Origin of the sequence: Microbacterium sp. RU33B, assembly GCF_900155915.1 — a bacterium.
GTDB lineage: Bacteria > Actinomycetota > Actinomycetes > Actinomycetales > Microbacteriaceae > Microbacterium.
Map to the genome: position 1 here is coordinate 404,993 of NZ_FTPO01000001.1, position 11,686 is coordinate 416,678.

At 69.1% G+C, this 11,686-nt stretch carries 14 protein-coding genes and 1 tRNA gene; 12 read left to right on the top strand and 3 right to left on the bottom strand.

What is annotated here, in order from left to right; genetic code table 11:
- Positions 1-65: 65 nt before the first annotated feature.
- Genes B0B14_RS01900 through B0B14_RS01915 form a run of 4 tightly spaced genes read left to right on the top strand, consistent with a single transcriptional unit; the run spans position 66 to position 5,257 of the window.
- Positions 66-1,424, top strand: a complete 1,359-nt coding sequence (locus tag B0B14_RS01900; protein ID WP_076679769.1) for a flavin monoamine oxidase family protein — start codon at positions 66-68, stop codon at positions 1,422-1,424.
- Positions 1,421-2,308: a universal stress protein gene (locus tag B0B14_RS01905; RefSeq protein WP_076679771.1), complete on the top strand. Its 888-nt coding sequence runs from the start codon at positions 1,421-1,423 to the stop codon at positions 2,306-2,308. Before B0B14_RS01900 ends, B0B14_RS01905 begins: the two co-directional genes overlap by 4 nt.
- A gap of 3 nt (positions 2,309-2,311) precedes the next feature.
- The gene (locus B0B14_RS01910; RefSeq protein ID WP_076679773.1) at positions 2,312-3,874 is read left to right on the top strand and encodes an APC family permease; all 1,563 of its coding nucleotides are present in this window, start codon (positions 2,312-2,314) and stop codon (positions 3,872-3,874) included.
- An 18-nt stretch (positions 3,875-3,892) separates the two neighbouring features.
- A complete protein-coding gene (locus B0B14_RS01915; protein WP_076679775.1) occupies positions 3,893-5,257 on the top strand; it encodes an NAD-dependent succinate-semialdehyde dehydrogenase in 1,365 nt (454 codons plus the stop codon).
- Positions 5,258-5,285: 28 nt separating this feature from the next.
- Here B0B14_RS01915 and B0B14_RS01920 read toward each other — a convergent pair whose 3' ends face one another.
- On the bottom strand, positions 5,286-5,900 hold the full coding sequence (locus B0B14_RS01920; RefSeq protein ID WP_076679777.1) for a hypothetical protein: 615 nt from the start codon (positions 5,898-5,900) through the stop codon (positions 5,286-5,288).
- Positions 5,901-5,965: 65 nt separating this feature from the next.
- On the opposite strand from B0B14_RS01920, the gene B0B14_RS01925 reads away from it, so the two are divergent.
- From B0B14_RS01925 to rplA, 6 genes are all read left to right on the top strand, one after another.
- Complete coding sequence (locus B0B14_RS01925; RefSeq protein WP_076679779.1) at positions 5,966-6,403, top strand: pyridoxamine 5'-phosphate oxidase family protein; 438 nt, start codon at positions 5,966-5,968, stop codon at positions 6,401-6,403.
- 153 nt (positions 6,404-6,556) lie between these two features.
- A tRNA-Trp gene (locus B0B14_RS01930) sits at positions 6,557-6,629 on the top strand.
- 46 nt (positions 6,630-6,675) lie between these two features.
- A complete protein-coding gene (gene secE / locus B0B14_RS01935) occupies positions 6,676-6,939 on the top strand; it encodes a preprotein translocase subunit SecE (protein ID WP_076679781.1) in 264 nt (87 codons plus the stop codon).
- A 70-nt stretch (positions 6,940-7,009) separates the two neighbouring features.
- Positions 7,010-8,095 (top strand): transcription termination/antitermination protein NusG, encoded by a 1,086-nt coding sequence (gene nusG / locus B0B14_RS01940; protein WP_076679783.1) that lies wholly within the window; start codon positions 7,010-7,012, stop codon positions 8,093-8,095.
- Positions 8,096-8,196: 101 nt separating this feature from the next.
- A complete protein-coding gene (gene rplK, locus B0B14_RS01945; RefSeq protein ID WP_076679785.1) occupies positions 8,197-8,628 on the top strand; it encodes a 50S ribosomal protein L11 in 432 nt (143 codons plus the stop codon).
- A 14-nt stretch (positions 8,629-8,642) separates the two neighbouring features.
- Positions 8,643-9,332, top strand: coding sequence for a 50S ribosomal protein L1 (rplA, locus tag B0B14_RS01950; protein WP_076679787.1), 690 nt, complete (start codon positions 8,643-8,645; stop codon positions 9,330-9,332).
- 56 nt (positions 9,333-9,388) lie between these two features.
- Here rplA and B0B14_RS01955 read toward each other — a convergent pair whose 3' ends face one another.
- Positions 9,389-9,664 carry an acylphosphatase gene (locus B0B14_RS01955; protein WP_076679789.1) on the bottom strand — a complete coding sequence of 92 codons (276 nt, stop codon included), beginning with the start codon at positions 9,662-9,664 and terminating at the stop codon, positions 9,389-9,391.
- A gap of 45 nt (positions 9,665-9,709) precedes the next feature.
- Here B0B14_RS01955 and B0B14_RS01960 point away from each other — a divergent pair, with 45 nt between their 5' ends.
- Positions 9,710-10,054 carry an iron chaperone gene (locus tag B0B14_RS01960; protein WP_076679791.1) on the top strand — a complete coding sequence of 115 codons (345 nt, stop codon included), beginning with the start codon at positions 9,710-9,712 and terminating at the stop codon, positions 10,052-10,054.
- A 20-nt stretch (positions 10,055-10,074) separates the two neighbouring features.
- Here B0B14_RS01960 and lysE read toward each other — a convergent pair whose 3' ends face one another.
- Positions 10,075-10,725, bottom strand: a complete 651-nt coding sequence (lysE, locus tag B0B14_RS01965; protein WP_076679793.1) for an L-lysine exporter — start codon at positions 10,723-10,725, stop codon at positions 10,075-10,077.
- A gap of 69 nt (positions 10,726-10,794) precedes the next feature.
- Here lysE and B0B14_RS01970 point away from each other — a divergent pair, with 69 nt between their 5' ends.
- On the top strand, positions 10,795-11,682 hold the full coding sequence (locus tag B0B14_RS01970; protein ID WP_076679796.1) for a LysR family transcriptional regulator ArgP: 888 nt from the start codon (positions 10,795-10,797) through the stop codon (positions 11,680-11,682).
- Positions 11,683-11,686 lie beyond the last annotated feature (4 nt).

The following is an 11,686-nucleotide window of genomic DNA, read 5'->3' on the forward strand; positions in this document are numbered from 1 at the left end:
CGCATCACCCGAACCTCACCACCGGTCCCCGAGCCCGTCAGGGGCACCCGAAGCAAGGAGTCCGAATGTCAGAGCTGACCCGAGACGTCGTGATCATCGGCGCAGGCGCCGCCGGTCTCACGGCCGCCAACGAGCTGAAGAAGGCGGGGCTCTCCGTCGCCGTCCTCGAGGCCCGCGATCGTGCGGGCGGGCGACTGTGGACCGACACGATCGACGGAGCGATGCTCGAGATCGGCGGTCAGTGGGTGTCGCCCGACCAGGAGGCGCTGATCGAGACGATCGCCGACCTGGGGCTGGAGACCTACAGCCGGTACCGCGAGGGCGACAGCGTGTACGTCGGTCCCGACGGCGTCACCAAGAGGTTCACCGGCGACGTCTTCCCGGTGTCGCCCGAGACCGAGAAGGTCATCGCCGAGATCACGGAGCGTCTGGACGCGATGGTCGCCGAGATCGACCCCGACCGCCCGTGGGCGCACGAGAAGGCCGCGGAATGGGACAGCATCTCGTGGGACGCATGGCTCCGCTCCCAGACCGATGACGACGAAGCCGTCCGCAATCTCGCGTTCGCGACCGGCTCGGCGATGCTGACCAAGCCGACGCATTCGTTCTCGCTCCTGCAGTCGCTGCTGATGGCGGCCTCGGCGGGGTCGTACTCGCACCTCGTGGACGCCGACTTCATCCTCGACAAGCGGGTCGTCGGCGGGCTCCAGCAGGTTCCCCTGCACCTCGCGGAGCGCCTCGGAGACGACGTGCTGCTCGGGCAGCCGGTGCGCACCCTCGAGTGGGGCGACTCCGGCGTCACGGCGGTCGCCGACGGCGTCACGGTCCGGGCGCGGTTCGCGATCCTCGCGCTGGCCCCCGTCCTGTACAACCGGATCTCGTTCGTGCCGCCCCTCCCGCGCCGTCAGCACCAGATGCACCAGCACATCTCGATGGGCTTCGTCATCAAGGTGCACGCGGTGTACGACCGTCCGTTCTGGCGCGAGCAGGGTCTCTCCGGCACCGCCTTCAGCCCGTACGAGCTCTCCCACGAGGCCTACGACAACACCAACCACGGCGACGAGCGCGGAACCCTCGTGGGATTCGTGTCCGACCAGCACGCCGACGACGTCTTCCGCCTCTCGGCCGAGGAGCGCAAGGAGCGCATCCTCGAGTCGCTCTCGCACTACTACGGACCCGAGGCGAAGAACCCGATCGTCTACTACGAGAGCGACTGGGGCTCGGAGGAGTGGACCCGCGGCGCCTACGCCGCGAGCTTCGACCTGGGCGGCCTCTCGCGCTACGGCGAGTTCCTCCGCGAGCCGATCGGCCCCATCCACCTCGCCTGCAGCGATCTGGCCGGCGCCGGCTACCAGCACGTCGACGGTGCGATCCGCATGGGACGCCTCGCGGCGCAGAACATCCTCGAGGAGGCCCGCGCATGAGCGCACCCATCGTGGTCGGCTACACCGCCACCGATGCCGGAGCCGACGCCGTGGCCCTCGGCTCTCGGATCGCCCTCGCCACCGGTGCGGGCATCGAGCTCGTCCTGGTGCTCCCCGCCGACGACCGTTCCGTCATCACGCCGCCGGCGGCCGCCTACGACGCGCACGTGCGCAAGCAGGCCGAGGACTGGCTGTCGGATGCCGCGGCGACGGTGCCGGCATCCGTCGCCGTCTCGACCCAGGTGCGCACGGCGGAGTCGTTCGCAGAGGGTCTCGTGGCCGCTGCCGACGAACTCGCGGCGTCGCTCATCGTCGTGGGCGCCGCCAACGGCGGCCTGCGCGGCCGCCACCGTCTCGGCACGGTCGCCACCGAGCTGCTGCATTCGTCCGACGTCCCCGTCGCCCTCGCCCCGGAGGGCTCGCGCGACGTCGATCCGTCGATCGGCGTGACGCGCATCACGGCCGCCGTCGGCACGCGCCCCGGCACCGAGGCTCTCGTGGCCGAGGCGCTGGCGCTCACGGCGGCGGCGAACGCCGAGCTGCGTCTCGTGTCGCTGGTGACGGTCGACCTCCCACCCGGGGTCGACACCGGGGTGATCCGCATCGCGGGCGCCGCCCACGCCGGCGACGTGCTCGCCAAGGCGCGCCGCGAGCTTCCCGACGGACTCGCCGTCGAGGCCGTGACCGCCGACGGCGAGTCGATCGAAGACGCCGTCGCCCATCTCAGCTGGGAGCCGGGAGAGCTCGCACTCGTCGGCTCGAGCCGGCTCGCGCAGCCGCGCCGGCTGTTCCTCGGCTCGACGGCCGCCAAGATGCTCCACGAACTGCCGGTGCCGATGGTCGTCGTGCCCCGTACCCGCACCACCGACGAAAAGGAGGCGTAAGCGATGAGCGCACCCGAAGCCACGCCGCTTGCTCCCACGCCCGGCGACGAAGCCGGCGGACTGTCCAAGAAGGGCCTCAGCGCCGGCACGATCGGGCTGATCGGCGCCGTCGTCATCGGCATCTCGTGCATCGCGCCGGCGTACACGTTCACGGCGGCGATCGGGCCCACGGCCTCCGTCGTCGGTCAGCAGATCCCGGCGATCATCCTGATCGGGTTCATCCCGATGCTGCTGGTCGCCTTCGGCTACCGCGAGCTCAACAACCGGATGCCCGACTCCGGCACGTCGTTCACGTGGGCGGCCCGCGCGTTCGGCCCGTGGGTGGGCTGGATGGCCGGATGGGGACTCGTCGTCGCGACGATCCTCGTGCTGTCCAACCTCGCCGGCGTCGCCGTCGACTTCCTGTTCCTGCTGATCGCCCAGATCACCGGCAATGCGGCGATCGCCGACCTGGCGGCCGAGACGTGGATCAACATCGTCGTCTGCCTGCTGTTCATGCTGGGGGCGACCCTGGTGTCGTACCGCGACATGCAGACGACGCAGAAGCTGCAGTACTTCCTCGTCACCTTCCAGGTGGCGGTGCTGCTGTTCTTCGCGATCTCGGCGATCGTGCAGGCCGTGAACGGCAACGCGTTCGACTTCATGCCGTTCGACTGGAACTGGTTCAACCCGTTCGCGGTCTCGTCGTTCGGCGCCGTCGCCGCGGGCCTGTCGCTGTCGATCTTCATCTTCTGGGGGTGGGACGTCACCCTCACGATGAACGAGGAGACGAAGGACCCCGAGAAGACCCCCGGTCGCGCCGCGACGCTCACGGTCATCACGATCGTGTCGCTGTACCTGCTGCTCGCCGTCGCGATGATCATGTTCGCGGGTGTCGGCACGGGCGATCTCGGCCTCGGCAACGAAGACATCCAGAGCAACGCGTTCTTCTTCCTGTCGGGCCCGATCCTCGGTCCCCTCGCGTTCCTCGTGTCGCTCGCGGTGCTGACGTCATCGGCCTCGTCGCTGCAGTCGACGTTCGTCGGCCCGGCCCGCACGCTCCTGGCGATGGGCCACTACGGCGCCCTCCCGTCGTCGTTCGCGAAGGTCAGCCCGCGGTTCTTCACGCCGGGCTACGCGACGATCGTCTCGGCGATCGTGGCCTCCGGCTTCTACGTCGTGATGCGCATCGTCTCCGAAGACACCCTGTGGGACACGATCCTCACCCTCGGGATGATGATCTGCTTCTACTACGGCATCACCGCGTTCGCGTGCGTGTGGTACTTCCGCAAGCAGTGGTTCGACTCGACGCGGAACGTCTTCTTCACGTTCCTGTTCCCGCTGATCGGCGGCGTGATCCTCGCCGTCCTGTTCGTCACCACGCTCATCGACTCGATGGACCCGGCCTACGGATCGGGCTCGCAGATCGGCGGTGTCGGCATCGTCTTCATCCTCGGCATGCTGATCATCGTCGTGGGCGTCGTGATCATGATCTGGCAGGCGATCAAGCGCCCCGCCTTCTTCAAGGGACAGACGCTGTCGATGGATGCTCCGCCGAGCGCCCGTCGCGCACGTCAGACTGTCTGAACAAGCGATCGGAGAAAAATGAGCGATTACAAGGTCGTCAATCCCGCGACGGGGGAGACCCTCGCCACGTACGAGACCCTCACCGACGAGCAGGTCCAGCAGAAGCTCGCGACGGCGGATGCCGCGTTCCGCGCATGGCGGGCGACCCCGGTCGCCGAACGCGCCGCGCTCGTGCGCCGTGCCGCGGAGCTGCACCGCGAGCGTCGCGACGAGCTCGCCGAGACCATCGTGCGCGAGATGGGCAAGCCGCTGGCCGCCGCGCTGGGCGAGGTCGACTTCGCCGCCGACATCACGGAGTTCTACGCCGACAACGCCGAGAAGATCTGCGGCGACCAGCCGCTGGAGATCCTCGGCGAGGGCACGGCGGTCGTGCGCCGCTCGCCCATCGGGGTGCTGCTGGGCATCATGCCGTGGAACTTCCCGTACTACCAGGTGGCGCGGTTCGCGGCCCCGAACCTCGTGATCGGCAATCCGATCCTGCTCAAGCACGCTCCGCAGTGCCCGGAGTCGGCGGCCGCGATCGAGGCCATCTACCGCGACGCCGGTCTGCCGGAGGGCGCGTACACGAACCTCTACGTCACGAACGAGCAGTCGGCCGACATCATCGCCGATCCGCGCGTGCAGGGCGTCTCGGTCACGGGCTCGGAGCGCGCCGGCGCCGCCGTCGCCGAGGTCGCCGGCCGCAACCTCAAGAAGGTCGTGCTGGAGCTCGGCGGGTCCGACCCGTTCATCCTGCTGTCGACCGACGACCTCGACGCGACGGTGCAGATGGCCGTCGATGCGCGCCTCGACAACGTCGGGCAGTCGTGCAACGCCGCGAAGCGCTTCATCGTCGTCGACGGACTGTACGACGCGTTCGTGGAGAAGTTCACGGCGCTGATGGCGGATGCCAAGGTGGGCGACCCGTTCGCCGAAGACACCGTCCTCGGCCCGCTGTCGTCGCTGGCTGCGGCCGAGCGTCTTGCAGCCCAGGTCGACGAGGCCGTCGCGCAGGGGGCGACGGTCACCACGGGCGGCACGCGCGACGGCGCGTTCTACCCGGCCACGGTGCTCACCGATGTGACGCCCGACATGAACGTCTACCGCGAAGAGCTGTTCGGGCCGGTGGGCGTGGTCTACCGCGTGGCCGACGAGGACGCCGCCGTGCACCTGGCCAACGACACCGCCTTCGGTCTCGGCTCGTACGTCTTCACGACCGACGAGGAGCAGGCGGCCCGTGTGGCGGACCGCATCGACGCCGGCATGGTCTACGTCAACGTCGTGCTCGCCGACAGCCCCGAGCTGCCGTTCGGCGGCGTCAAGCGCAGCGGCACCGGCCGGGAGATGGGTCTGCTGGGCGCCGACGAGTTCGTCAACAAGAAGCTCATCCGCATCGCCTCCTGACCCGTTGTCGACGCTGCCCCGTGACCGATCATCGGTCGCGGGGCAGCTCTGCGATGGCCTCGTCGGCCCACGCCACCTGCTGAGGCGTTCCCCACCGCTCGGCGGCCTCGCGCGACGCCTGGAACGAGGCCAGGGCCTCGGGCAGGCGGCCCGCGTCGACGTGCGACCATCCGGCGTTGTTGTGCAGAGCGACGCGCCAGCGGAGCGTGCGCGGGTCGTCGGTCTCGTCGAGCACCGCGAGGGCCTCGGCCGTCCAGTCGTCGGCGTGGTCGGGTTCGACGATCGCCAGCATGTGCAGCGCGTCGACCCGCAGGAAGACGAGCCCGACGGATGCCGCGACCGCTGCCGCCGCGCGGAAGTCCCCGATCGCGGCATCCGGGTCGCCGGCGGAGTTGTGCAGGCGTCCTCTCTCGAGGCGGGTCCGCACGTGCGCCGCGGGATCCTCCGACGCGACCGCGTCCAGCAGGGCGTGCGCCTCGGCGAACCTCTCCTGCAGGCCGAGCGCCCGGGCGATCTGGGTCTGGAGCTCGGCGCGGGTCGCGGCATCCTTCTCCGCGTCCGCCGCCGCCCGCAGGCGGGCCTCCGATCCCGCCGCGTCGGCGAAGTCCCACAGGGCGTCGAGCCGGGTCTGATCCAGTGCCATGAGGGAATCGTATTCACGGTCCGGGGCCCCTGTCGCGGCCGCCTCCGAGTGGGCAGGATGGGAGCATGGACGAGAACTCCGACGTCGTCGCATCGCTCTCCGACGCGCAGTGCTGGGAGCACCTCCACACGCAGGAGCTCGGTCGCCTCGTGACGCAGGCCCACGGCGTCCTCGACGTCTTCCCCGTCAACTACGTGGTCGACGACGAATCGATCGTGTTCCGCACGGCCGGCGGCTCGAAGCTGTTCGAGCTGACGGTGAACGACGAAGTCCTGTTCGAGGCCGACGACCACACGGGGACGGATGCCTGGAGCGTCGTCGTACGCGGACACGCGCGGCGCCTCGACACCGCGGCGGAGGTGGAGCGCGCCGACGCGCTGCCGCTCTCGCCGTGGATCCCGACGCTCAAATACGATTACGTCCGCATCACCCCCACGAGCCTGTCCGGACGCGCCTTCCGCCGCGGCCCCGAACCCGACAGGTACGGCATCCAGGACTACTGAGACCCGCCCCTCGGTTCGCGGCGGGTTCGGCCATGCCGTACACTTGAGCGTGCAGTTGAAGTCTGCATTCTTTCGCCATGCCCACTCGTGGGCGGCCCTCCGATGGAGGGTTCCGGCAGGGGAGTGCAGGCATCCCGGGGCCTCGAGGCCTCTAGGGCGGTAGCTCAATTGGCAGAGCAGCGGTCTCCAAAACCGCAGGTTGCAGGTTCGATTCCTGTCCGCCCTGCGTGTCGGCGCGAGCCGATTCATGGAAGGTAATCAGGTGGGTTTCGATGGTCCAGGATGAGCCGAACGGCGAGGTCGTCGCCAAGAGCGACGCGCCCCGCGAGAAGAAGCTGAACTTCTTCGCGCGCATCGCTCTGTTCATCCGTCAGGTGTTCGCTGAGCTCCGCAAGGTCGTCACGCCGACGCGCCAGGAGCTCGTGAAGTTCACCGGCGTGGTGCTCGGGTTCGTCATCGTGATGATGGGGATCGTCTACGGCCTCGACGTGTTCTTCGTCTGGGTGACGCAGAACGTCTTCGGGATCCCCTCCTGACGAACTGACCGCACGAGGGAAGGGCTGTGCCTCCTCGGGGCATCCCCACCCGTCAACGGAAGAGAACCAAGTGTCAGAACGATATACAGACGACGCCGACTGGGCGACGGCCGCCGAGCAGTCCTCCGAGGACGACGAGGCCCAGGAGGGCAACGTCCTCCAGGCCGAGGAGCGCTCCGTCGAGCCCGCCGAGCACGTTGCTCTGCACATCATCGACGAGGACGACGAGTCGTCCGACCTCGAAGACATCGACATCGACATCGACGACCCGGAGGCCGACGCCATCGTGAACGACGCGCTCGACATCGACGAGGCCGCGGAAGCGCAGGCTGCAGCCGAGGCCCTCAACGAATCCATCGCAGAAGAGGCCGCCGAGTACGTCGCGGCCCACGCCGACGACGTCACGCCCTACGACGGCCCCGACGTGAACGGCGAAGAAGACCGTCCGGTCCTCGACGAGGAATTCCAGGGCGAGCTCGGTGCGGCGCAGGCCGAGGTTGACGACGCCGAAGCCGCTGAGGAGTCCGACGGCGACGTCGACCCGTACGAGGAGTTCCGCATGGATCTGCGGATGCTCCCCGGCAAGTGGTACGTCATCCACTCCTACGCGGGCTTCGAGCGCAAGGTGAAGGCCAACATCGAGCAGCGCAAGAACACGCTCGAGGTCGAGGACGACATCTACCAGATCGAGGTCCCGATGGAGGACGTCGTCGAGATCAAGAACGGGCAGCGCAAGATGGTCACGCGCGTCCGGATCCCCGGCTACGTGCTCGTGCGCATGGAGCTCAACGAAGACACCTGGTCGGTCGTGCGTCACACGCCCGGCGTCACGGGCTTCGTGGGCAACGCGCACAACCCGACTCCCCTCCGCTTCGAGGAGGCCTTCAACATGCTGAAGAGCCTCGTCGAGGTCAAGGAGGTCGCGACGACGAAGGCCGGCGGCGCCAAGCGCGGTCCGTCCCTCGCGCGCACCATCCCCGCCGAGGTCGATTTCGAGGTCGGCGAGACCATCACGATCAAGGAGGGCTCGTTCGCGGGTCTTCCCGGAACGATCAGCGAGATCAAGCCGGAGAGCGGCAAGCTCACGGTGCTCGTCTCGCTCTTCGAGCGCGAGACGCCGGTCGAGCTGTCGTTCGACCAGGTCACCAAGCTCTGACCCAGACTTCCCGGGCTCTGCCCGGGGGAACCGCTGCCCGGAGATGCCGGGCGTGCGGGAGAACGGATGCTCCGGCATCCGTTCGATGAAAGGAAACAAGAATGGCACCGAAGAAGAAGGTGACCGGCCTGATCAAGCTTCAGATCAACGCCGGTGCCGCCAACCCGGCGCCGCCGATCGGGCCCGCGCTCGGTCAGCATGGCGTCAACATCATGGAGTTCTGCAAGGCGTACAACGCCGCGACCGAGTCGCAGCGCGGCAACGTCATCCCCGTCGAGATCACCGTCTACGAGGACCGCAGCTTCACGTTCATCCTGAAGACCCCGCCCGCCGCGGAGCTCATCAAGAAGGCCGCCGGAGTCCAGAAGGGCTCCAAGACGCCGCACACGGTCAAGGTCGCCAAGCTCACCAAGGAGCAGGTGCGCCAGATCGCCGAGACGAAGCAGCCCGACCTGAACGCCAACGACCTCGAGGCCGCCTCGAAGATCATCGCCGGCACCGCCCGTTCCATGGGCATCACGGTCGAGGACTGAGGGGAGAGCTAGACATGGCACACAAGTCCAAGGCCTACGAGGCCGCCGCGGCGAAGATCGACCGCGACAAGTTCTACTCCCCGTCCGAGGCCGTCGTCCTCGCGAAGGAGACCGGCTCGAAGAAGTTCGACTCGACCGTCGAGGTCGCGCTGAAGCTCGCCGTCGACCCCCGCAAGGCCGACCAGATGGTGCGCGGCACCGTCATGCTCCCGCACGGCACGGGCAAGACCGCCCGCGTCATCGTGTTCGCGACCGGTCCGGCCGCCGAGGCCGCGATCGCCGCGGGTGCGGATGAGGTCGGCGGCGCCGAGCTCATCGAGAAGGTCGCCGCAGGGTGGACCGACTTCGACGCAGCCGTCTCGACCCCCGAGCTCATGGGCCAGGTCGGTCGTCTCGGAAAGGTGCTCGGCCCCCGTGGCCTCATGCCCAACCCGAAGACCGGCACCGTGACGCCCAACGCAGCCAAGGCTGTCGAAGACATCAAGGGCGGCAAGATCGAGTTCCGCGTCGACAAGCACGCCAACGTGCACTTCATCGTCGGCAAGTCCTCGTTCACGGCCGAGCAGCTCGACGAGAACCTCGCGGCCGCGATCGACGAGATCGTGCGTCTGAAGCCCTCGAGCTCGAAGGGCCGCTACATCCAGAAGGGTGCGGTGTCGACCACGTTCGGTCCCGGCATCCCGCTGGACGTCAACGCGTTCTGATCCCTCGGATCACGGAGGGCCTCACCTGCGGGTGGGGCCCTTCGCCGTTGCCGGACTCAGCGGTCGCGGCGCACCTCGAACCCGCGCTCCTCGGTGGGAGCGGCATCCGTCACGGTCGCCGCGTCGACCCGTGCGCCGGGCGGCCCTTCCGCCATCCACGCGAGCACCTGGTCGATCTGTGCGTCCGTGCCTTCGATCTCGGCCTCGACGCGCCCGTCGCGGAGGTTGCGCACCCAGCCGGACGCATGGGCGTCGTGCGCGACCATCCGCAGCGTGTAGCGGTAGCCGACGCCCTGGACGTCGCCGGAGACGAGCACGTGGACGCGGCGCATCCCCCCATCTTGCCCGCGCCGGGGTCCGCGCGACAGGATGCCGTCATGGGAACCGTCGACGAGTATCTGACCACCCTCGACGCCGACGACCGCGCGGCGGTCGCCCGGGTCTACGACATCGCGCGCGTGCTCGTGCCCGATGCGGAGCAGGGGAAGGGATACGGGATGCCGGCGCTGGTCCACCGCGGAAAGCCTCTCGTGTCGGTCGTGCGCGCGAAGAAGCACATCGGCGTGTACCCCTTCAGCCCCGACGCGGTGGCGGCCGCGGCGCCGCTGCTGGAGGGGTTCGACCTCGACAAGGGCACGATCCGCTTCGCGCCGGGGCATCCGCTGCCGGATGCTGCGATCCGGGCGTTCGTGGCGTTCCGCAAGGACCAGATCGAGGGCTGAGTGCAGGAGGGCGATCGGGCTCAGTGCGGCAGCACGAGCGAGATCCCCAGGCCGATCATCACGACGGCGATCACGGCGTCGAGGATCCGCCAGGCGCGCGGCGTCGCGAGCCAGCGGCTGAGGAAGCGCGCGCCGAAGGCGAGGGCGAAGAACCAGACGAAGCTCGCGGTCACGGCGCCCGCGGCGAACAGCCACCGATCGTCGCCGTGGGTGTTCGCGACCGTGCCCAGGAGGAAGACCGTGTCGAGGTACACGTGCGGGTTGAGCCACGTCAGGGCGAGCACCGTGAGCACGACGGGGGCGAGGCGCGTCGCCGTGCGGGTCGCGGATGCCGGGGGGGGGCTCGACGCCTCCTCCTCGGTCTCGACGACCTCGAGCGCCTGGGGCGCCGGACGCCAGGCCCGCCGGGCGGCGAGCAGCCCGTACACGATCAGGAAGGCTGCGCCCGCCCATCGGACCACGTCGATGAGCCACGGGAGGGCCTGCAGCACGAAGCCGATGCCCGAGACCCCGAGCACGATGAGCACGGCATCGGAGACCGCGCACACCGCCGCGACGACGAAGACGTGCTCCCGGCGCAGACCCTGGCGCAGCACGAAGAGGTTCTGGGCGCCGATCGCGATGATGAGCGAGAAGCCGAGGCCGAGACCGGCGAGGACAGGGGTGAGCACGCCTCCACGCTAGGGCGGAGGGCTAAACAAGGCCAGCTCATGATTCTTCACGTGCATTAGCCTCACTTCATGCGCATTCCTTACGACCTCGCCGAGACGGTGGCCGTCGTCGTCGACGAAGGCACGCTCGACGCCGCCGCCCGGCGTCTGCACATCACGCCGTCGGCCGTGAGTCAGCGCATCAAGGCCCTGGAGGAGCAGCTGGGCCGCGTGGTCCTGGTGCGCTCCAAGCCGGCCCGGGTCACCGAGGCGGGCGCCGCGGTCGTGCGGCTCGCCCGACAGCTCGCGCTCCTCGAGCACGACGCCCTCGTCGAGCTCGGGGCCGAAGACGGCGCGACGTTCTCCGTGCCGCTCGCCGTGAACGCCGACTCCCTGGGGACGTGGTTCCTGCCCCCGCTGGCCCGGCTGGCCGAACAGCATCCGCTCGTGTTCGACCTCCATCGTGACGACCAGGACTTCACCGCAGGTCTCCTCGAAGCCGGCACCGTGATGGGCGCTGTGACCTCACGGGCGACGCCGGTGGCCGGATGCCGTGTCGTACAGCTCGGCACGATGCGCTACCGTGCCGTCGCGACACCCGCGTTCGCGTCGCGGTGGCTCGCGGACGGCGCGAGCAGAGACGCACTGACGGCCGCGCCGCTGGTGGAGTTCGACCGCCGCGACGATCTGCAGTCCCAGTGGCTGCAGGCCAGGGGAGTGGATGCCGCCGCCCCGCCGCGCTCGTACGTGCCGGCGTCGAACGACTTCGCCGTCGCGATCAAGCTCGGACTCGGCTGGGGTCTGCTCCCCGGATTCCAGTCCGATGCGGAGCTCGACGACGGCGGCCTCGTGCCCCTGGGGGGCGATCCGGTGGACGTGCCGCTGTACTGGCAGCAGTGGAACCTGCGCTCGCCGCTGCTCGATGCGATCGCCGATGCGGTGGTGACGGAGGGGCGGATCGTGCTCGCCCGTCCGTGAGCGG

Bases quoted from the DNA above. Each gene is read 5' to 3' on its own strand.
- B0B14_RS01900 (WP_076679769.1), top strand. From the start codon at position 66: ATGTCAGAGCTGACCCGAGACGTCGTGATCATCGGCGCAGGCGCCGCC.
- B0B14_RS01905 (WP_076679771.1), top strand. From the start codon at position 1,421: ATGAGCGCACCCATCGTGGTCGGCTACACCGCCACCGATGCCGGAGCC.
- B0B14_RS01910 (WP_076679773.1), top strand. From the start codon at position 2,312: ATGAGCGCACCCGAAGCCACGCCGCTTGCTCCCACGCCCGGCGACGAA.
- B0B14_RS01915 (WP_076679775.1), top strand. From the start codon at position 3,893: ATGAGCGATTACAAGGTCGTCAATCCCGCGACGGGGGAGACCCTCGCC.
- B0B14_RS01920 (WP_076679777.1), bottom strand. From the start codon at position 5,900: ATGGCACTGGATCAGACCCGGCTCGACGCCCTGTGGGACTTCGCCGAC.
- B0B14_RS01925 (WP_076679779.1), top strand. From the start codon at position 5,966: ATGGACGAGAACTCCGACGTCGTCGCATCGCTCTCCGACGCGCAGTGC.
- secE (WP_076679781.1), top strand. From the start codon at position 6,676: ATGGTCCAGGATGAGCCGAACGGCGAGGTCGTCGCCAAGAGCGACGCG.
- rplK (WP_076679785.1), top strand. From the start codon at position 8,197: ATGGCACCGAAGAAGAAGGTGACCGGCCTGATCAAGCTTCAGATCAAC.
- rplA (WP_076679787.1), top strand. From the start codon at position 8,643: ATGGCACACAAGTCCAAGGCCTACGAGGCCGCCGCGGCGAAGATCGAC.
- B0B14_RS01955 (WP_076679789.1), bottom strand. From the start codon at position 9,664: ATGCGCCGCGTCCACGTGCTCGTCTCCGGCGACGTCCAGGGCGTCGGC.
- B0B14_RS01960 (WP_076679791.1), top strand. From the start codon at position 9,710: ATGGGAACCGTCGACGAGTATCTGACCACCCTCGACGCCGACGACCGC.
- B0B14_RS01970 (WP_076679796.1), top strand. From the start codon at position 10,795: ATGCGCATTCCTTACGACCTCGCCGAGACGGTGGCCGTCGTCGTCGAC.